Raw genomic sequence first — 17,921 nt, forward strand, 5'->3', positions numbered from 1 at the left:
ACTGAAGCTTAGCGCCTTAAGAGGCAGGTACAGCGCTGCGCTGCACGGCTGCCAGCAAGGCCGCGGCACTCGCGCCACGGCAATCCACAACCTGTTGGGCCCCTGCGGCCCTGGCCTGTTCGGCGACCCGTGGGCTCGGCACGAACAACGGCAGACGCGCCACCTGCAACCAGTTGGCAGCGGCCATCTGCTGCAGGTGTTCAAGACCCTGCCCACTGCTGACCACTACGCCATTGAGGCGTTCCGCTTGAATGCGACCCATCAACGTGCCGACCGGGTACGCCGGCAGGCAGCGGCGATACAGTTCCAGATATTCGACACTAGCACCTTGCTCTGCAAGACGCTCGGCCAGCAGTTCACGACCTCCGACACCACGGACAATCAGGACGCGCGCTGTAGGAACAGCGACAGCCTCGCGCAGGCGCGGTAGCGCAAGCAAGGCCTCGCTGTCGTCACCCTGCGTAGGGAAAGTCACCTTCAGACCGGCGGCCTGCAGCACCGCCGCCGTGGCCTCACCTACGGTAAACCAGCCGTCTGCAGGGGCCTGCAGACCTGCTCGCCGCAGTTGATCCAGTAGCAATCTGGCTGCCGGTTTGCTGACCACGATAATCGCCTGATACTGCCCCAATGCCGCGATCTGCCGACGCTGCATTTCATTCAACGTGACCGGCTCGATTGCCAGCAAGGGCAGGCAACTGCTGGCCACACCAGCCGCTGCCAGGCTCTGCGCCAGCGCCGCGCAATCCTCCTCAGGCCGGGTCAGCAGCAGGCGCCAGGGGCTCACGGGTGGCCGGCCTCACCGTAGACTTCCTTGAGGATGGCTTCGGCGCCCTGGCCGAGTAGGGCTTCGGCCACCTGCACACCCAAGGCTTCGGCGGCCGAGCGCGGGGCGCGGGCATCGGCCACCAGCAGGGTGCCGCCGCTTGGCTGGCCCACCAGGCCACGCAGCCACAACTGCTCGCCTTCGAGCACGGCGTAGCAGGCGATCGGCACCTGGCAACCGCCATTCAAGTGTTTGTTCAAAGCACGCTCGGCGACCACCCGGTCGGCAGTATCGGCATGGTGCAGAGGCGCCAGCAGCGCGTGGATCTCACTGTCGGCGCTGCGGCATTCGATGCCTACCGCGCCCTGGCCACCGGCCGGGAGGCTGTCATCGACGCTGATGCTGGAGGTGATACGGTCTTCGAAGCCCAGGCGGATCAGCCCCGCCGCCGCCAGAATGATCGCGTGGTATTCGCCAGCATCGAGCTTGGCCAGGCGGGTGTTGACGTTACCGCGCAGGAAGCGGATTTCGAGGTCCGGGCGACGCGCCAGCAGCTGGGCCTGGCGGCGCAGGCTGGAAGTGCCGACGATGCTGCCGGCAGGCAATGCTTCCAGGCTGGCGAAGCGGTTGGACACGAACGCGTCACGCGGGTCTTCGCGCTCGCAGATGCAGTACAGGCCCAGGCCTTCGGGGAAGTCCATGGGCACGTCCTTCATCGAATGCACGGCGATGTCGGCTTGGTTGTCCAGCAGGGCGGTTTCCAGCTCCTTGACGAACAGGCCTTTGCCACCGATCTTCGCCAGCGGCGCGTCGAGCAGCTTGTCACCGCGGCTGACCATGGGTACCAAGGTCACCAGAAGACCGGGATGCGCCTGTTCGAGGCGGGCTTTGACGTATTCGGCCTGCCACAGGGCCAAGGCACTTTTACGGGTGGCAATGCGGATTTCGCGAGTGGACATGGAACGCCCCGATGCTTAGGAATACCGCCGATGATAACAGCTCCGTCGGGATCGCTAGCAGATGTGGGTCAGCAGCAAGGCCTCTTCGCGGCTAAAGCCGCTCCCACAGGTTCATCACTGCCATCAAGAGCGGCGCCGGACCTGTGGGAGCGGCTTCAGCCGCGAACAAGGGCGAAGCCCTTGCCATCCAGAATCAGAGGGTCTGCATCATCTTGCGCACGCCAGCCACGTGCCGCCGGCTGACGGTCAGGGCATCACCATCCAACCCTTTGAGGAACAGCTGGAAATGCCCCAGCGGCGTACGCTGCAGGCGTTCGATGCGTTCGCGGGCGACCAGCGCATTGCGGTGGATTCGCACGAAACGTTCGCCAAACTCATCTTCCAGGGCCTTGAGCGGCTCATCGAGCAGCACTTCCCCGGCTTCGTGGCGCAAGGTCACGTATTTATGGTCGGCAATGAAATAGATCACCTGGGGCAACGGGATGAGCTCGATGCCCTTGCGGGTCCGCGCGCTGATATGGCTACGCGGGCCACCGCCTTCGCTGCCAGGCCGGGTCAGCGCCGCCAGCTGGGCGCGGTTGGGTTTTTCGGCCTTGCGCAGGGCATCGCGCAGGCCTTGCGGCTGGATCGGCTTGGTTACATGGCTGAGGGTGCTGTCCTTGAACGCCTCGGCACCGTATTCATCGTCGCCGGTGCAGAACACCACCGTCGGCGGCGCCTCGCGCTCGCACAGGCGGGCCGCAACCTGCAGGCCATCGAGGCCAGGCATGCCGATGTCCAGCAGGACCACATCGGGCTTGAGGCTATCGATCAAAGCCAGGGCCTCCTCGCCGTTGGTGGCGCTGGGCTCCAGCACGTTGTACCCCTCCAGTTCCCCGAATAGCCGCGTCAGGCGCTCACGAGCTTGGGGTTCGTCATCAACGATCAGGACATTCATAATTGCTCTGGATTCCTGAGTGAGTCTCGCACAGGTATAGCGTAGACAGATGCAGGTCGAGCGACACTGCGGTCACGCTCTAGACCGATGCGAAGGCCAAAGATTCACTGAGCCGGCAGATTCGCTGCCAGTCCTTTGTCCAACTGTAGACGGTCCGTGGAACACTGCCGTTCAATCGGTAAATATCGTCTTTGCCCGCCCTGGCCAATGTTTGCTGACGATTTCTCTCGACCGGCGTCCTTCGGCGACACGCTCAAGCCTGCTATTATCGGCGCCACTTTTTCGTTCACGCCTTCCACGAGTGAATCCATGAGCACCGACAAGACCAATCAGTCCTGGGGCGGCCGCTTCAGTGAACCCGTCGACGCCTTCGTCGCCCGCTTCACCGCCTCGGTCGATTTCGACAAGCGCCTGTACCGCCACGACATCATGGGTTCGATCGCCCACGCCACCATGCTGGCGCAGGTCGGCGTACTCAGCGACGCCGAGCGCGACACCATCATCGACGGCCTGACCACCATCCAGGGTGAAATCGAGGCCGGCAACTTCGACTGGCGCGTCGACCTGGAAGACGTGCACATGAACATCGAAGCACGCCTGACCGACCGCATTGGCATCACCGGCAAAAAACTGCACACCGGCCGCAGCCGCAACGACCAGGTGGCCACCGATATCCGCCTGTGGCTGCGCGACGAGATCGACCTGATCCTCGCCGAGATCACCCGCCTGCAGCAGGGCCTGCTGGAGCAGGCAGAGCGTGAAGCCGAGACCATCATGCCGGGCTTCACCCACCTGCAGACCGCCCAGCCAGTCACCTTCGGCCACCATCTGCTGGCCTGGTTCGAAATGCTCAGCCGCGACTACGAGCGCCTGGTCGACTGCCGCAAACGCGCCAATCGCATGCCCCTGGGCAGCGCCGCACTGGCCGGCACCACCTACCCGATCGACCGCGAGCTGACCTGCAAGCTGCTGGGCTTCGAGGCCGTGGCCGGCAACTCGCTGGACGGCGTGTCGGACCGTGACTTCGCCATCGAATTCTGCGCTGCCGCCAGCGTCGCAATGATGCACCTGTCGCGCTTCTCCGAAGAGCTGGTGCTGTGGACCAGCGCGCAATTCCAGTTCATCGACCTGCCTGACCGTTTCTGCACCGGCAGCTCGATCATGCCGCAGAAGAAGAACCCGGACGTGCCAGAGCTGGTGCGTGGCAAGACCGGCCGCGTATTCGGCGCCCTGACCGGCCTGCTGACCCTGATGAAAGGCCAGCCGCTGGCCTACAACAAGGACAACCAGGAAGACAAGGAGCCGCTGTTCGACGCCGCCGATACCCTGCGCGACTCGCTGCGCGCCTTCGCCGACATGATCCCGGCCATCAAGCCCAAGCACGCGATCATGCGCGAAGCGGCACTGCGTGGCTTCTCCACCGCCACCGATCTGGCCGATTACCTGGTGCGCCGCGGCCTGCCGTTCCGTGATTGCCACGAGATTGTCGGCCACGCCGTGAAGTATGGCGTCGACACCGGCAAGGACCTGGCCGAAATGAGCCTGGACGAGCTGCGCCAGTTCAGCGACCAGATCGAGCAGGACGTGTTCGCCGTGCTGACCCTGGAAGGTTCGGTGAATGCCCGTGACCACATCGGTGGTACAGCACCGGCGCAGGTGCGGGCTGCTGTCGTGCGTGGCAAGGCGCTACTGGCTTCGCGCTGACCGCCATTGGAGGGCTGTAATGCAGCCCTCCTCTCCCTTCTTCAGCGCTTGCCGCTGCGAATCAACTCCATGAAGGCCGGCATCGCCGCCTCCTTGTCCGCCACGATCCGCGCCATGTGCGGGTTCTCGCGCATCTTGTCCAACAACGCCTTGGCCTCGGGGAAATCCGCCAGGAAGTCGATGTTCAGTACTTTCTTGCCCACGGCGTAGGCCAGATCGACCGAGAAGCAGAACATCAGGTCGGCCACGGTCAGTTCTTCACCCGCCACGTAAGGTGCAAAGCGGCCATTGCGCTTGAGCGTGGCGAACCCCGCCAGCAATTCGGTACGCGCACGTTCCTTGATCAATGGCTCGACCGCCGCACCGAAGAACGACTCGGCATAGCAGGTACGTGCCGGCAGCTCGATATACAGTTCTATCTCCTTGAGCAGTTCGCGGACCTTGGCCTGCTGGAAGGGGTCGGCCGGCAGCAACGCCTTGCCACCACAGGTCTGCTCGAGGTAGTCGAGAATCACGCTGGTCTCGCTGAGGAAGCCGTGCTCGGTCTCCAGCACCGGAACCTTACCGCGCGGGCTGACTTCCAGCGCCTGCGGCGCCTGGCCGCCGTAGAAGGCAACCTCTTCGAACGGTATGCCTTTTTCCAGCAGGGCCAGCTTGACCATGTTGTAGTAGTTGCTGACCGAGAATCCGTGAAGCTTGAGCATGGGTAACAGCCTCCAGGCCGTAAGGGGATGGCCGGGCTTTTATAGCCCCTGTGCCTGCGCCTGACCAGCGTCATGCACCCGGTCGATGACCGGGCATTGCCGACGCGGGCGTGGCAAACTGTGCGTCCACCCACAGGAGTACCGCCATGAGCGAGCCCACCGACATCGACAATGACGACGAAGCCTTCGCCGAGGCGACGCTGACCCAGGCCATCGAGAACCAGATCGAAAGCGGCGAGCCGCCGGCAGCCAAGGCCACCTTCAACAAGCTGACGCTGGTCGGTTACGAGCGCGAAGACATCCTCAACCTCATGGCCCACGTGCTGGCCATCGAGATCGACAACATGCTTGACGAGGATCGTCCATTCAACACCGAGTGGTACGAAACCGCCCTGCGCGCGCTGCCCGAACTGCCACCTGAGGCAGATCAAGGCGAGGACGAATAACCCGACTACACTCCAGGGTCAGGCACCGCTGGCGGTGCCGCCATCCTCGTCTGGAAGTCAGGAGTCGCCATGTCCTTCACCCCCGAACTGATCGCCGAACTGGAAGTGCTTGCACTGTTCAACCTGGACAGTCACCAGGAAGGCATCAAAGTTGGCAGCAACGCTTCCCCCGCTCTGGTCGCCGCAGCCAAGCGCCTTCATGAAAAAGAGCTCACCGACCAACCCGATGGCGGCTACCTCACCAGCCTCGGGAATGATGCGGCGGAAAGTGTCCAACTGTTGCTGACCATCCTCAAAGCACCGCAGCCGGCATAAACCTGTACTGGCCTCTTCGCGGGGCAAGCCTGCGAAGAGGCCAGCAAAGCCGCTGAGAAATTGACGTCAAAAACCCATTTGCCGCTTATCCGACTGCCCTACTCAGGCTAAACTCGCCACAGCTCCCCCTGCCTGCCCTGAGTGCGCAATGAACCACGAAATCCGCCCGGACCTCGACGAAGGCATCGACCGCAAGGTGCTGGCAAATCTGCGTGCGCGCTTTCTGCGCCTGAACGCAGGCAGGTTGCAACGGGCCACGGATGGGCTGTCGACCCGCCAACAACAGGTGTTGACCCTTCTGCCGCTGTTGTTCCACGTCAACCACCCGCTGCTACCGGGTTATGTATCCGGCAGCACACCCGCCGGCGTGTCTGGCTTCGAGCCCGATGCCGAGCTGGTCGCCGAAGGCCAACGGCTGGCCCGTTCATTCTCCTACAAGACACGCCTGGGCAACCCCAATCGACCTATCCACGGCCTATTTCTGATGGGCAGCCTGGGCTCGCTGGCACAGGCCGAACAGAGCGACATGGACCTGTGGGTCTGCCACGCCCCTGGCTTGGCTGAAGCCCAGCTGGAGGAGCTGCAACGCAAATGCCAGCTGCTGGAAACCTGGGCGGCCAGCCTGGGCGCAGAAGTGCACTGTTTCCTGATCGACCCGCAAAACTTTGCCCAGGGGCGTCGCGACAGCCAACTCAGCTCTGATGATTGCGGCACCACCCAGCATTACCTGCTGCTCGACGAGTTCTACCGCACCGCCATCTGGCTGGCCGGGCGTACCCCACTGTGGTGGTTGGTGCCGGTGTATGAAGAGCACAGCTATCAGCGCTATACCGAAACCCTGCTGTCCAAGCGTTTTATCCGCAGCACCGACGCCCTCGACCTGGGCAACCTGGCCCACATCCCGTCCGGCGAATTCGTCGGGGCCGGGCTCTGGCAGCTATTCAAAGGTATCGACTCTCCGCACAAGTCCCTGCTCAAGCTGCTGCTGACCGAGGTCTACGCCAGCGAACACCCGGCCGTGCGCTGCCTGAGCCTGGACTACAAGCAGGCAGTGTTCGCCAACCACCTCGACCTGGACGCGCTCGACCCTTATGTGATGGTCTATCGGCGCATAGAACGCTACCTGCAACAGCGCGGCGAAACCGCACGCCTGGAGCTGGTGCGGCGCAGCCTCTACCTGAAGGTCAACAAGAAGCTCAGCGGCCAGGGCCCCACGCGCAACACGGATTGGCAGCGCAGCTTGCTGCAGCGCCTGACGGATGAGTGGGGCTGGGACGAACGTCAGCTCGCCTTGCTCGACAGCCGCAGCCAGTGGAAGGTGCGCCAGGTGGCCATCGAGCGCCGCGAACTGGTGGCCGAACTCAACCACAGCTATCGCTTCCTCAGCCAGTTCGCACAAAACCAGAACGCCAGTAGCCGTGCCGATCAGCGCGACCTCAATGTGCTGGGGCGGCGCTTGTACGCCGCCTTCGAGCGTCGCGCCGGCAAGATCGAGGTGATCAACCCCGGCATCGCCCCGGACCTTGCCGAGGACACCCTGACCCTGGTCCACTCGCCCAACCGCAAGGAGCCCGGCAGCCACCACTGGGGCCTGTACAACGGCAACCTGGGCGTGCACGAGTGGGAGCACTTCAGCCCGATCAAGCGCTGCCGCGAGTTACTCGAACTGCTGACCTGGGCCCACCGCAACGGTGTCATCGACAGCACCACGCGCCTGGCGCTGCACCCCGGCGACAGTGACCTGAGCGAATTCGAGCTGTTCAACCTGCTTGGCAGCCTGCAGCAAAGCATCCCCTTGCCGCTGGAAACCGTCAGTGAAGTGCGCCTGCTACAGCCGAGCGCAGCCGATGAGATCCTGCTGTTGGTCAATGTCGGCGTCGACCCGCTGCGCCACCACCGCGACCTGAACATCCTGATGACCACCGAGCGCACCGACTCGCTGAGCTATGCAGGCGTGCGCGAGAATCTGGTGCTGACCCTCGACCAAGTCACCCTCAACAGCTGGAACGAAGTGCTGGTGCAGCGCTATGACGGCGAGCACGCCCTGCTGCGCTGCCTGCGCGATTTCCTCAACAGCCTTGGCCAGCGCAGCCACCGCCCGCGCGTACGGGTGCGCTGCTATTGCCACAACCGCGCCCAGGCCATCAGCCAGCGGGTCGAAGAGATTTTCGACACCGTGCAACTGCTGCTCGACCAGCGCCAGAACCATCGCTACCTGCTGCAGGTGGCGCACTTCACACACGTTTTGGAGCTGCTGCCCGGCCAGGTCAGCCTGGCGACCCTGGCCGATCACGACGCGGTCCTGGATTATTTGAGCGAGGAACGCAGCGCCTACAGCCCACTGCATCTGGATGCCAATGCCCTGCAGGACCACGACTTGCCGCTGGTGCTGGATCAGGGGCGGCCCGGCTGTATTCAGGTGTTCTACCGCCTGCTCGACGGCTGGGCCGACCTGTATGTGCTGGATGAATACAACGCCTTGTGGCAGCAACGCCTGCCTCTGCACGATGAAAACCACCTGCTGCTGCCGCTGCAGCGGTTTTTACGATCGGTATTGATGCGCCATGACGCCCGCATGCCGCTCGACAGCGTGCAGCAAGCGCCGTTGCTCATCGAGTATGCCCAGCTGCTGCCCTCAGGCCCAGGCAAGGCGCGCAGCATCGAGCCCCAGCCGACGCCAAACGACAGCAACCCGCAGCCCTACTACGACGTGCAGGCCATTCTCCAGGCAGGCACGGGCGACGGTGTGCATGTCACGCTCTATTGCAACCAGCAGGAATTCTCGGAGCTGGACCACGGCGACGAGTTGTACGCCGTCGTCGCCCGGCAGATTCTCAGCCAGCGCCGCAGCGCCGGGCATTATCGCTGCTACATCACTGATCTGGATTTGTCCGAGCTGCTCGATGATGAGCAGGGCTCGACCCTCCTGTACCTGCGCTACAAGCGCGAACTGGAACAGGCGCTCAATGATGGGCTGTCCCAGGTGCGGGCATCCCCGGAGCCTTGAGACGACGCCAATCAATCAGAGGTCGAAGTCACCCGCGGCTTCTGGTTGGTACTCCACATCCAGCAGTTTCAGCTTCAGCGTCTTGCCACCCGGCGCGGGCCAGTCGATCTGCTCGCCTACCGACAAACCCAACAGCGCGCAGCCGATCGGCGCCAGGATCGAGACCTTGCCCTCGCCACCGGCATCTTTCGGGTACACCAGTGTCAGGTGATAGTCCTTGCCGCTGGCCTCTTCGCGGCAGTGCACGCGCGAGTTCATGGTGACCACGCCGGCCGGCACTTCCTCGTGGCCGACCACCTGCCCGGCGCGGTCCAACTCGTCCTGCAGGGCGAGCACACCCGGGGTACTTTCGTCGAGGCTGTCGATCAGGCGCTCGAGACGCTGTACGTCCAATCGGGTGAGGATGAGGGAAGGCTTGGTGCTCATGATCCAGTCAGACTCCATTGAACAGGCAATTTGCTATGGGCAGATAAAGCAAAACCCCGCCCAGGGGCGGGGTTTGTCGATGCTTTTGCGTCGGCGACGCACAACCCGACACTACCACAGCCGGGTAAATACTCAAGCCCGTGCGCGCAGGGCCTCGGCTTCACGGCAGATCTGCCGACGCCGCTCGTCATCGGCAGAGCGCCATTCGCGGATATGCTCGACGTGACGCTGGCAACCGGTGCACACGCGCTGTTCGTTTAGGCGGCAAACATTGATGCACGGCGATGGCACTGCAGGGCTGACATTGCTGTAAAGCGGCTTGGGCGGCCTGGCTGGGGCAGTCATGTCAGATCTCGTCGAAGTCCAGCTTCTCGCCGGCCCGCTCCCAGACGATGCGCTCGAGCATCTCGCCGAGCAATTCTTCGCTCTTCTCGCACACCCATTTGCCGCTCTCTTCGTCGTAATCGAAGTGGAAGCCACCGGAGCGGTCGGCCAGCCACAGCTGACGCAGTGGCTCCTGGCGGCTGAAGATCAGCTGGCTGCCATTTTCGAATTTGATGGTGAGGACGCCGGCAGAATTCTCCATGTCCAGGTCCAGATCGCTATCGTCGAACAGGTCTTCCAGGGCCTGTTGGGTCGCGTCGACCAAATCATGAAAACGCGCTTCGCTCAAACTCATTGCAGGAACCTCGAAATTGGCTGCGTGACAGGCAAGCCGGGCAAGATACGGGCGCTTGGCGCCGAATGCAAAGGTTAGCCGCCAGCACACAAGGATAGCCCGCCCGACGGACCGGCCCTTGCATAGGCAATCCGGCGGTCGCTCGGTATACTCGGGCGCAATACTGCATATTTCAAAGGATTTCACCCATGAAGCGCCTGATTTCCTCGCTCGCGGCGCTGGTCGCGGTTGCCTGCCTCGTTTCGGCCTGCGGTCAGAAAGGCCCCCTGTACCTGCCGGAAGACGGCAAGGACGGCAAGGGCAGCAACAAGTCGCACCAGCACCAGCACGCTCCGGCGGTCCAGCCGCAAGAAGAGCAGCCGATCCAGCCCGAGCAGACGCCAGAGCAGTAAGGAAATCAGATGAACGCTTTCAATTACCGCGACGGTGAACTGTTCGCGGAAGGCGTGGCCCTGTCGGCCATTGCCGAACGTTTCGGCACCCCGACCTACGTCTACTCGCGCGCCCACATCGAAGCCCAGTACCGCAGCTACACCGATGCCCTGCAGGGCGTCGAGCACCTGGTGTGCTTCGCGGTCAAGGCCAACTCCAACCTCGGCGTGCTGAACGTGCTGGCGCGCCTGGGCGCAGGCTTTGACATCGTTTCCGGCGGTGAGCTGGAGCGTGTGCTGGCCGCAGGTGGGCGTGCTGACCGCGTAGTGTTCTCCGGCGTCGGCAAGACCCGCGAAGACATGCGCCGCGCGCTGGAAGTCGGCGTGCACTGCTTCAACGTCGAGTCCACCGACGAGCTTGAACGCCTGCAAGTGGTGGCCGCCGAGATGGGCAAAGTTGCCCCGGTCTCGCTGCGGGTCAACCCGGACGTCGATGCCGGTACCCACCCGTACATCTCCACCGGCCTCAAAGAAAACAAGTTCGGTATCGCCATCGCCGACGCCGAAGCCATCTACGTGCGCGCCGCGCAGCTGCCGAACCTGGACGTGGTCGGTGTCGACTGCCACATCGGCTCGCAGCTGACCACCGTCGACCCGTTCCTCGACGCCCTCGACCGCCTGCTGGACCTGGTCGATCGCCTCGCCGACTGCGGCATCCACCTGCGCCACCTGGACCTGGGCGGCGGCGTTGGCGTGCGCTATCGCGACGAAGAGCCGCCACTGGTGGCCGACTACATCAAGGCCATCCGCGAGCGCGTCGGCACCCGCGACCTGGCCCTGGTGTTCGAGCCGGGCCGCTACATCGTGGCCAATGCCGGTGCCCTGCTGACCCGCGTGGAATACCTCAAGCACACCGAACACAAGGACTTCGCCATCATCGATGCGGCGATGAACGACCTGATCCGCCCAGCGCTGTACCAGGCCTGGATGGGTGTCAGCGCGGTCAAACCACGCGAAGGCCACGGCCGTGCCTACGACCTGGTCGGGCCGATTTGCGAGACCGGCGACTTCCTCGCCAAGGACCGCGAACTGAACCTGGCCGAAGGTGACCTGCTGGCCGTGCAGTCGGCGGGCGCCTATGGTTTTGTCATGAGCTCGAACTACAACACCCGTGGCCGTTGCGCAGAAATCCTGGTCGACGGCGACCAGGCGTTCGAGGTGCGTCGCCGCGAGACCATCGCCGAATTGTACGCTGGCGAAAGCCTGCTGCCGGAGTGACCCCATGCTGCTGCGCTTTACCAAGATGCACGGCCTGGGCAACGACTTCATGGTCCTCGACCTGGTCAGCCAGCACGCGCACATCCAGCCCAAGCATGCCAAGCAATGGGGTGACCGCCACACCGGCATCGGCTTCGACCAGCTGCTGATCGTCGAAGCACCGAACAATCCGGAAGTGGACTTCCGCTACCGGATCTTCAATGCCGACGGCTCGGAGGTCGAGCAGTGCGGCAACGGCGCGCGCTGCTTTGCCCGCTTCGTGCTGGACAAGCGCCTGACCGCGAAGAAGCGCATCCGCGTCGAAACCAAGGGCGGCATCATCGAGCTGGACGTGCAGAACGACGGCCAGGTGTGTGTCGACATGGGCCCACCGCGCCTGGTCCCGGACGAAATCCCCTTCGTCGCCGATGCGCAGGCGCTGAATTACCCGTTGGAAGTCGACGGCGAAGTGCATTCGATCGCCGCCGTGTCCATGGGTAATCCGCATGCCGTGCTGCGCGTCGATGACATCCACACCGCACCCGTGCATGCCCTGGGCCCGAAGATCGAAAACCACCCGCGCTTCCCGCAGCGGGTGAATGCCGGCTTCCTTCAGGTCATCGACCGCCATCGCGCCAACCTGCGGGTCTGGGAACGGGGTGCCGGTGAGACCCAAGCCTGCGGCACCGGTGCTTGCGCCGCAGCCGTGGCGGCTATCAGCCAGGGCTGGATGGATTCTCCGGTGTCCCTCGACCTGCCCGGTGGCCGCCTGCATATCGAATGGGCCGGCCCCGGCAAGCCCGTGTTGATGACCGGCCCGGCCGTACGCGTCTACGAAGGACAGGTTCGTCTCTAAGCGAGTAACCGCCATGACCGATCAGCCCAAGGTTGTACCCAAGCACTCCACCGAGCTCGACGCCGAAGCGGTGGTCGCCTACCTGCGCGCCCACCCGGCGTTCTTCGCCGAACACGATGAGCTGCTGCTCGAACAACGCATCCCCCATCAGCGCGGCGACAGCGTGTCGCTGGTGGAGCGCCAGCTCAAGCTGTTGCGCGACCGCAACATCGAGATGCGCCATCGCCTGTCGCAATTGATGGACGTGGCCCGGGACAACGACCGGCTGTTCGACAAGACCCGCCGGCTGATCCTCGACCTGCTCGATGCCGGCAGCCTGGAGGAAGTGGTAATGGCCGTCGAAGACAGCCTGCGCCAGGAGTTTCAGGTGCCCTTCGTCAGCCTGATCCTGTTCGGCGACAACGCCGCGCCGGTTGGTCGCTGGGTCAGCAACGCCGAGGCTCAGCAGGCTATCGGCGGGTTGCTCGGCGGTGGCAAGACGGTCAGCGGCAACCTGCGCGAGAAAGAACTGGCCTTCCTGTTTGGCGATGAGCAACGCCTCGAAGTGGGCTCCAGCGCAGTCGCGGCATTGGAGTACCAGGGGCTGCATGGCGTGCTGGCGATCGGCAGCCGCGACCCGCAGCACTACAAGAGCAGCGTCGGCACCTTGTTCCTCGGCTACATCGCCGAAGTGCTGGGCCGCGTGGTCCCGCGCGTTACTCAGACCCTGCGTCCGGTACGCTGATGGAACGCCAGCTGGAGGCTTATTGCGCCCATCTGCGCAACGAGCGCCAGGTGTCCGAACATACCCTGCTGGCCTACCGCCGTGACCTCGCCAAGGTCATCGAATACTGCAATACCCAGGGCATTGCCGGCTGGGGCGCGCTGCAGATCCAGCAACTGCGCCAGCTGATTGCCCGCCAGCACCATCAAGGCCAGTCCTCCCGCAGCCTCGCCCGACTACTGTCGGCGGTGCGCGGCCTGTACCGTTACCTCAACCGCGAAGGCCTGTGCCAGCACGACCCGGCTACGGGCCTGAGCGCGCCCAAGGGCGAACGGCGGTTGCCCAAAGTGCTCGATACCGATCGTGCCCTGCAACTGCTCGACGGTGGCGTAGACGACGACTTCATCGCCCGCCGTGACCAGGCCATCCTTGAGCTTTTCTACTCGTCCGGCCTGCGCCTGTCCGAGCTGACCAACCTCGACCTGGAACAGCTCGACCTTGCCGCCGGGCTGGTGCAGGTACTCGGCAAGGGCGGCAAGGCCAGGGTGCTGCCCGTTGGCCGCAAGGCCCGCGAGGCGCTGCAGCAATGGCTGCGCTTGCGCGGCATCGGTGGCCCGCGTGACAGCTCCGTGTTCATCACCCGCCAAGGCAACCGGCTGGGGCCGCGCGCCATCCAGCTGCGGGTCAAGGCGGCCGGCGAGCGCGAACTGGGCCAGCACCTGCACCCGCACATGCTTCGCCACTCATTCGCCAGCCACGTGCTGGAATCGTCCCAGGACCTGCGTGCCGTACAGGAAATGCTCGGCCACGCCGACATCAGCACCACGCAAATCTATACCCACCTGGACTTCCAGCACCTGGCCGCGGTGTACGACAGCGCCCACCCTCGGGCAAAACGCAGCAAAGGCACAGACTCATGAGCATCAAGCTGATCACCTTCGACCTCGACGACACCCTGTGGGACACCGCGCCTGTGATAGCCAGCGCCGAGGTCGTGCTGCGCGACTGGCTCGAAGCCAACGCGCCGATCCTGGGCGGGGTGCCGGTGGAGCACCTGTTCGCCATCCGTGAGCGCCTGGTGCAGGCGGAGCCTGGGCTCAAGCACCGCATCAGCGCACTGCGCAGGCGCGTGCTGTTCCATGCGCTTGAAGAGGTCGGCTACAGCGAAAAACAGGCCCAGGAACTGGCGAATGAAGGGTTTGAAGTGTTCCTGCATGCAAGGCACCAGGTCGAGGTATTTCCCGAGGTTCAGCCGGTGCTGGAGATCCTGCGCCACCAGTACACCCTGGGCGTTGTGACCAACGGCAATGCCGACGTGCGCCGCCTGGGGCTGGCGGACTACTTCAAGTTCGCCCTCTGTGCGGAAGATCTCGGGATCGGCAAACCGGACCCGGCGCCGTTCCTGGAGGCCCTGAAGCGTGGCGAGGTCGAGGCCGGTGCAGCAGTGCATGTGGGTGATCACCCCGGCGATGACATTGGCGGTGCCCAACGCGCCGGGTTACTTGCTGTGTGGTTCAACCCGCAGGGTAAGGCCTGGACGGGCGAGCAGGCGCCGGATGCCGAGATTCAGCGGTTGTCGCAGTTGCCTGACGTGCTATCGCGCTGGCGCTGAAACAGCCGCTCCCAAGGAGGCCGGTACAGGCACAAAAAAGCCCGCAGCGACGGCGGGCTTTTTTGCATGCGAACACTCAGATAGGGCGGCTGCCGTATTTGTTGTCCGGCTTCTTGGGCGGGTCGGCGACCACGTTGGCCTCTACTTCCTGCACCTTGCCACCGCGCGAAAGGAATTCTTCCATCGCCTTGGCCAGGGCATCACGCTCCTTCTGCTTGGCTTCCATGCTCGGCATCTCGTCTACCGAGACTGCCGCCTTGGATTTGCCCTTGGCAGCGGGTACCGGGCTGCTGTCGTCATCGCCAGCGTCTTCGGCGCCATCGTCAGCCGCCGCTTCAAGGCCCTCATCAGCCTCGTCATCGTCACCTACTTCGAGGTCATCATTTTCCAGATCGTCGTCGCTCATGTTCTACCTCATGACTTGCGAAAAGCAGGTTAGTTATAGACCAGTGCAGCCGTAGACCGGCAGCCACCAGTGAAAATTCAACTGGCCGTGGGTTAGGCCACTGCCCTTGAGTCGGCGCTCCTGATGGGAGGCGGCACCCAGCAGGCCCTGCTCCTGGCAGGGCCTGACAAATCCTTTAGCCCCTGCTGGCCACGCGCTATTGGCAAGCCTAGCAAAGGCTGAGCGAGCGTGCGGACATCTCGTCCCACACCCCTCGGCGCGCATTCTAGCGCGCCCGTGGAAAAAGCAAAGCTCCATAAACGCCCTACAACCTGTAAGTTTTTGCCCTACGTCGCGAACGTGAGTGATAAACCATTTGCTCTGCGCGAAATCGCAAAAAACAGGCAAAAAAATGCCCGGCAAGCCGGGCAAGTTTTTCCAGCGTCGCAGTTACAGGTTGTAGCCGCGTTCGTTGTGTTGAGCCAGGTCGAGGCCGACCGACTCTTCTTCTTCGTTGACCCGCAGGCCCATCACCACGTCCAGCACCTTGAGGATCACGTAGGTGACGATAGCGGTGTAGACCACGGTGAAAATCACGCCCTTGGCCTGGATCCAGACCTGCGCGCCGATATCGGTGACCGCGCCGAAGCCACCCAGGGCCGGCGCGGCAAATACACCAGTAAGGATCGCGCCGATGATGCCGCCAACGCCATGCACGCCGAAGGCGTCCAGCGAGTCGTCATAACCGAGCTTGCGCTTGAGGGTGGTGGCGCAGAAGTAGCAGATCACACCAGAGGCCAGGCCGATCACCAGGGCGCCCATCGGGCCCACGGTACCGGCGGCCGGAGTGATGGCGACCAGGCCCGCGACCACACCCGAGGCAATGCCCAGGGCGCTTGGCTTACCGTGGCCGATCCACTCGGCGAACATCCAGCCCAGCGCGGCGGCGGCAGTGGCGATCTGGGTCACCAGCATGGCCATGCCGGCGGTGCCGTTGGCGGCGGCGGCGGAACCGGCGTTGAAGCCGAACCAGCCGATCCACAGCATGGCCGCGCCCATCAGGGTGTAGCCCAGGTTGTGCGGGGCCATCGGTGTGGTCGGGTAGCCTTTGCGCTTGCCCAGTACCAGGCAGCAGACCAGGCCGGCGATACCGGCGTTGATGTGCACCACGGTGCCGCCGGCGAAGTCGAGCACGCCCCAGTCCCACATCAGCGCGCCGTCACCGCTCCAGACCATGTGCGCGATCGGTGCATAGACCAGAGTGAACCAGATGCCCATGAACACCAGCATCGCGGAGAACTTCATGCGCTCGGCGAATGCACCGACGATCAGCGCCGGGGTGATGATGGCGAAGGTCATCTGGAAGGTGATGAACACGGCTTCTGGGAACAGCGCGGTGGCCGAGGTCAGACCCTCTGGCGTGACGCCGCTGAGGAAGGCCTTGGAGAAGCCGCCGACGAAGGAATTGAAGTTGAGCACGCCCTTTTCCATACCGGTGGTATCGAAGGCCATGCTGTAGCCATAAATGACCCACAGGATGCTCATCAGGCCGGTGATGGCGAAGCACTGCATCATCACCGAAAGCACGTTCTTGGAACGCACCATGCCGCCGTAGAACAGGGCCAGACCCGGAATGGTCATGAACAGCACCAGCGCCGTTGCGGTCAGCATCCACGCGGTGTCACCGGAGTTCAGCGCTGGGGCAGCCTCCTCTGCCAGGGCAAGGCCTGGCATTGCGAGGGACAATAGGGCTCCTAGCCCTGCGATCTTACGCAGAGTCATGTTGTTTTCTCCTGGGGCGTTGGGTTTGGTGAGGCTTTGTTTGGCGCTTAGATCGCGTCGGTATCGGTTTCGCCGGTACGGATGCGGATTGCCTGCTCCAGATTCACCACGAAGATCTTGCCGTCACCGATCTTGCCGGTGTTGGCTGCCTTGGTGATGGCTTCGATCACGCGATCGAGGTCCTTGTCGTCGATGGCGACGTCGATCTTCACCTTGGGCAGGAAGTCGACCACGTATTCCGCACCGCGATACAACTCGGTGTGGCCCTTCTGCCGACCGAAGCCTTTGACTTCGGTGACGGTGATGCCCTGCACGCCGATTTCCGACAGCGACTCGCGCACGTCGTCCAGCTTGAACGGCTTGATGATGGCTGTGACTAGCTTCATGAAACTCTCTCCCGATTTGGTGGACTTGCCCCAGGAAAACAAACCCGTCTCAAGTCTAAGCGCAGCGGTTGGCTTTGTAACGCGTCGTCGGCATCCGGCTCCGCGTGCGCACTGCCTGGTCACAAGGAACTGCATCAGTGCATGGCTCGTACTGGTCTTTGCAGAAACCTTGCCAGTTCCGTTAAACCACCGCAAAACAGCGAGTTATGCCAAATGCTCGGGATTGGCCAGTCGCCAGCATCGAAAAGATGCACGGCTTTGGTGCGCTGCGATGCACAACGTCGCTCGAAAAGCGTGCAACCGGAAGCAAAACCGAGCCGTGCTACACTGCGGGCCATTTTCAAACTCCGTGGACAGCCGAACATGCTCGCGCCCAAAGCCCTTCTCGACGCCCTGAGCGACCAGGCCTCGCGCCTGTTCAGCGGCGACACCGCCCAGCCCCGCGCCGAACTGGAAAGCCAGTTCAAAGTGCTGATGCAGGGTGCCTTCAGCAAGCTTGACCTGGTCAGCCGCGAAGAATTCGACAGCCAGATGGTCGTGCTGGCCCGCACCCGTGCCCGCCTGGAGGCCCTGGAGAAACAAGTTGCCGAGCTGGAGACGCGCATGGCGCCAGCGGCGCAGGATTAAGC

21 protein-coding genes are annotated in these 17,921 nt (G+C 63.5%); 11 read left to right on the forward strand and 10 right to left on the reverse strand.

What is annotated here, in order from left to right; all coding sequences use genetic code 11:
- Positions 1–16 precede the first annotated feature (16 nt).
- The 3 genes from ACIQUF_RS13000 to ACIQUF_RS13010 all read right to left on the reverse strand — a co-directional run bounded on the left by ACIQUF_RS13000 (position 17) and on the right by ACIQUF_RS13010 (position 2,659).
- Complete coding sequence (locus ACIQUF_RS13000; RefSeq protein ID WP_403131886.1) at positions 17–784, reverse strand: uroporphyrinogen-III synthase; 768 nt, start codon at positions 782–784, stop codon at positions 17–19.
- Positions 781–1,722, reverse strand: a complete 942-nt coding sequence (gene hemC, locus ACIQUF_RS13005; protein WP_403131889.1) for a hydroxymethylbilane synthase — start codon at positions 1,720–1,722, stop codon at positions 781–783. Before hemC ends, ACIQUF_RS13000 begins: the two co-directional genes overlap by 4 nt.
- Positions 1,723–1,915: 193 nt before the next feature.
- Positions 1,916–2,659, reverse strand: coding sequence for a LytR/AlgR family response regulator transcription factor (locus tag ACIQUF_RS13010; RefSeq protein WP_403131892.1), 744 nt, complete (start codon positions 2,657–2,659; stop codon positions 1,916–1,918).
- Between the two features lie 309 nt (positions 2,660–2,968).
- On the opposite strand from ACIQUF_RS13010, the gene argH reads away from it, so the two are divergent.
- Positions 2,969–4,363, forward strand: a complete 1,395-nt coding sequence (gene argH / locus ACIQUF_RS13015) for an argininosuccinate lyase (RefSeq protein WP_403131895.1) — start codon at positions 2,969–2,971, stop codon at positions 4,361–4,363.
- 41 nt (positions 4,364–4,404) lie between these two features.
- Here the strand turns inward: argH and ACIQUF_RS13020 are convergent, their stop codons facing one another.
- Positions 4,405–5,067 (reverse strand): glutathione S-transferase, encoded by a 663-nt coding sequence (locus tag ACIQUF_RS13020; protein WP_403131897.1) that lies wholly within the window; start codon positions 5,065–5,067, stop codon positions 4,405–4,407.
- Positions 5,068–5,213: 146 nt separating this feature from the next.
- Between ACIQUF_RS13020 and ACIQUF_RS13025 the strand changes: the two genes are divergently transcribed.
- The 3 genes from ACIQUF_RS13025 to ACIQUF_RS13035 all read left to right on the forward strand — a co-directional run bounded on the left by ACIQUF_RS13025 (position 5,214) and on the right by ACIQUF_RS13035 (position 8,835).
- Entirely contained in the window at positions 5,214–5,513 is a 300-nt protein-coding gene (locus ACIQUF_RS13025) for a hypothetical protein (RefSeq protein ID WP_403131899.1), read from the forward strand.
- Positions 5,514–5,582: 69 nt separating this feature from the next.
- Positions 5,583–5,828 carry a TIGR02647 family protein gene (locus ACIQUF_RS13030; protein ID WP_403131901.1) on the forward strand — a complete coding sequence of 82 codons (246 nt, stop codon included), beginning with the start codon at positions 5,583–5,585 and terminating at the stop codon, positions 5,826–5,828.
- A 148-nt stretch (positions 5,829–5,976) separates the two neighbouring features.
- The gene (locus ACIQUF_RS13035; RefSeq protein ID WP_403131903.1) at positions 5,977–8,835 is read left to right on the forward strand and encodes a class I adenylate cyclase; all 2,859 of its coding nucleotides are present in this window, start codon (positions 5,977–5,979) and stop codon (positions 8,833–8,835) included.
- A 15-nt stretch (positions 8,836–8,850) separates the two neighbouring features.
- On the opposite strand, the gene rnk is transcribed toward ACIQUF_RS13035, so the two are convergent.
- The 3 genes from rnk to cyaY all read right to left on the reverse strand — a co-directional run bounded on the left by rnk (position 8,851) and on the right by cyaY (position 9,940).
- Positions 8,851–9,261, reverse strand: coding sequence for a nucleoside diphosphate kinase regulator (rnk, locus tag ACIQUF_RS13040; protein ID WP_403131906.1), 411 nt, complete (start codon positions 9,259–9,261; stop codon positions 8,851–8,853).
- Between the two features lie 132 nt (positions 9,262–9,393).
- Positions 9,394–9,606, reverse strand: coding sequence for a DUF1289 domain-containing protein (locus ACIQUF_RS13045; protein WP_403131908.1), 213 nt, complete (start codon positions 9,604–9,606; stop codon positions 9,394–9,396).
- 1 nt (position 9,607) lies between these two features.
- Positions 9,608–9,940, reverse strand: a complete 333-nt coding sequence (cyaY, locus tag ACIQUF_RS13050; RefSeq protein WP_403131911.1) for an iron donor protein CyaY — start codon at positions 9,938–9,940, stop codon at positions 9,608–9,610.
- 188 nt (positions 9,941–10,128) lie between these two features.
- On the opposite strand from cyaY, the gene ACIQUF_RS13055 reads away from it, so the two are divergent.
- The 6 genes from ACIQUF_RS13055 to ACIQUF_RS13080 are packed head-to-tail and all read left to right on the forward strand — an operon-like array spanning position 10,129 to position 14,739.
- On the forward strand, positions 10,129–10,332 hold the full coding sequence (locus tag ACIQUF_RS13055) for a lipoprotein (RefSeq protein WP_403131914.1): 204 nt from the start codon (positions 10,129–10,131) through the stop codon (positions 10,330–10,332).
- 9 nt (positions 10,333–10,341) lie between these two features.
- The gene (lysA, locus tag ACIQUF_RS13060) at positions 10,342–11,589 is read left to right on the forward strand and encodes a diaminopimelate decarboxylase (protein WP_403131917.1); all 1,248 of its coding nucleotides are present in this window, start codon (positions 10,342–10,344) and stop codon (positions 11,587–11,589) included.
- A gap of 4 nt (positions 11,590–11,593) precedes the next feature.
- Positions 11,594–12,424 (forward strand): diaminopimelate epimerase, encoded by an 831-nt coding sequence (gene dapF, locus ACIQUF_RS13065; RefSeq protein WP_403131919.1) that lies wholly within the window; start codon positions 11,594–11,596, stop codon positions 12,422–12,424.
- A 13-nt stretch (positions 12,425–12,437) separates the two neighbouring features.
- Complete coding sequence (locus tag ACIQUF_RS13070; RefSeq protein ID WP_403131922.1) at positions 12,438–13,148, forward strand: DUF484 family protein; 711 nt, start codon at positions 12,438–12,440, stop codon at positions 13,146–13,148.
- Positions 13,148–14,047, forward strand: coding sequence for a tyrosine recombinase XerC (xerC, locus tag ACIQUF_RS13075; protein WP_403131924.1), 900 nt, complete (start codon positions 13,148–13,150; stop codon positions 14,045–14,047). Before ACIQUF_RS13070 ends, xerC begins: the two co-directional genes overlap by 1 nt.
- Positions 14,044–14,739 carry an HAD family hydrolase gene (locus tag ACIQUF_RS13080; protein ID WP_403131927.1) on the forward strand — a complete coding sequence of 232 codons (696 nt, stop codon included), beginning with the start codon at positions 14,044–14,046 and terminating at the stop codon, positions 14,737–14,739. Before xerC ends, ACIQUF_RS13080 begins: the two co-directional genes overlap by 4 nt.
- A gap of 76 nt (positions 14,740–14,815) precedes the next feature.
- Here ACIQUF_RS13080 and sutA read toward each other — a convergent pair whose 3' ends face one another.
- From sutA to glnK, 3 genes are all read right to left on the reverse strand, one after another.
- Complete coding sequence (sutA, locus tag ACIQUF_RS13085) at positions 14,816–15,145, reverse strand: transcriptional regulator SutA (protein WP_403131930.1); 330 nt, start codon at positions 15,143–15,145, stop codon at positions 14,816–14,818.
- Positions 15,146–15,574: 429 nt separating this feature from the next.
- Positions 15,575–16,906 (reverse strand): ammonium transporter, encoded by a 1,332-nt coding sequence (locus ACIQUF_RS13090; RefSeq protein WP_403131933.1) that lies wholly within the window; start codon positions 16,904–16,906, stop codon positions 15,575–15,577.
- A 47-nt stretch (positions 16,907–16,953) separates the two neighbouring features.
- Positions 16,954–17,292, reverse strand: coding sequence for a P-II family nitrogen regulator (glnK, locus tag ACIQUF_RS13095; RefSeq protein ID WP_002555808.1), 339 nt, complete (start codon positions 17,290–17,292; stop codon positions 16,954–16,956).
- Between the two features lie 363 nt (positions 17,293–17,655).
- On the opposite strand from glnK, the gene ACIQUF_RS13100 reads away from it, so the two are divergent.
- Positions 17,656–17,919, forward strand: a complete 264-nt coding sequence (locus tag ACIQUF_RS13100; RefSeq protein WP_403131935.1) for an accessory factor UbiK family protein — start codon at positions 17,656–17,658, stop codon at positions 17,917–17,919.
- Positions 17,920–17,921 lie beyond the last annotated feature (2 nt).

It is taken from the genome of Pseudomonas sp. NPDC090233 (genome assembly GCF_044772285.1).
Classification (GTDB): domain Bacteria; phylum Pseudomonadota; class Gammaproteobacteria; order Pseudomonadales; family Pseudomonadaceae; genus Aquipseudomonas.

Excerpts from the sequence above, each read along its gene's own strand:
- hemC (WP_403131889.1), bottom strand. The coding sequence starts at position 1,722 with ATGTCCACTCGCGAAATCCGCATTGCCACCCGTAAAAGTGCCTTGGCC.
- ACIQUF_RS13010 (WP_403131892.1), bottom strand. The coding sequence starts at position 2,659 with ATGAATGTCCTGATCGTTGATGACGAACCCCAAGCTCGTGAGCGCCTG.
- argH (WP_403131895.1), top strand. The coding sequence starts at position 2,969 with ATGAGCACCGACAAGACCAATCAGTCCTGGGGCGGCCGCTTCAGTGAA.
- ACIQUF_RS13020 (WP_403131897.1), bottom strand. The coding sequence starts at position 5,067 with ATGCTCAAGCTTCACGGATTCTCGGTCAGCAACTACTACAACATGGTC.
- ACIQUF_RS13025 (WP_403131899.1), top strand. The coding sequence starts at position 5,214 with ATGAGCGAGCCCACCGACATCGACAATGACGACGAAGCCTTCGCCGAG.
- ACIQUF_RS13030 (WP_403131901.1), top strand. The coding sequence starts at position 5,583 with ATGTCCTTCACCCCCGAACTGATCGCCGAACTGGAAGTGCTTGCACTG.
- ACIQUF_RS13035 (WP_403131903.1), top strand. The coding sequence starts at position 5,977 with ATGAACCACGAAATCCGCCCGGACCTCGACGAAGGCATCGACCGCAAG.
- rnk (WP_403131906.1), bottom strand. The coding sequence starts at position 9,261 with ATGAGCACCAAGCCTTCCCTCATCCTCACCCGATTGGACGTACAGCGT.
- ACIQUF_RS13045 (WP_403131908.1), bottom strand. The coding sequence starts at position 9,606 with ATGACTGCCCCAGCCAGGCCGCCCAAGCCGCTTTACAGCAATGTCAGC.
- cyaY (WP_403131911.1), bottom strand. The coding sequence starts at position 9,940 with ATGAGTTTGAGCGAAGCGCGTTTTCATGATTTGGTCGACGCGACCCAA.
- ACIQUF_RS13055 (WP_403131914.1), top strand. The coding sequence starts at position 10,129 with ATGAAGCGCCTGATTTCCTCGCTCGCGGCGCTGGTCGCGGTTGCCTGC.
- lysA (WP_403131917.1), top strand. The coding sequence starts at position 10,342 with ATGAACGCTTTCAATTACCGCGACGGTGAACTGTTCGCGGAAGGCGTG.
- dapF (WP_403131919.1), top strand. The coding sequence starts at position 11,594 with ATGCTGCTGCGCTTTACCAAGATGCACGGCCTGGGCAACGACTTCATG.
- ACIQUF_RS13070 (WP_403131922.1), top strand. The coding sequence starts at position 12,438 with ATGACCGATCAGCCCAAGGTTGTACCCAAGCACTCCACCGAGCTCGAC.
- xerC (WP_403131924.1), top strand. The coding sequence starts at position 13,148 with ATGGAACGCCAGCTGGAGGCTTATTGCGCCCATCTGCGCAACGAGCGC.
- ACIQUF_RS13080 (WP_403131927.1), top strand. The coding sequence starts at position 14,044 with ATGAGCATCAAGCTGATCACCTTCGACCTCGACGACACCCTGTGGGAC.
- sutA (WP_403131930.1), bottom strand. The coding sequence starts at position 15,145 with ATGAGCGACGACGATCTGGAAAATGATGACCTCGAAGTAGGTGACGAT.
- ACIQUF_RS13090 (WP_403131933.1), bottom strand. The coding sequence starts at position 16,906 with ATGACTCTGCGTAAGATCGCAGGGCTAGGAGCCCTATTGTCCCTCGCA.
- glnK (WP_002555808.1), bottom strand. The coding sequence starts at position 17,292 with ATGAAGCTAGTCACAGCCATCATCAAGCCGTTCAAGCTGGACGACGTG.
- ACIQUF_RS13100 (WP_403131935.1), top strand. The coding sequence starts at position 17,656 with ATGCTCGCGCCCAAAGCCCTTCTCGACGCCCTGAGCGACCAGGCCTCG.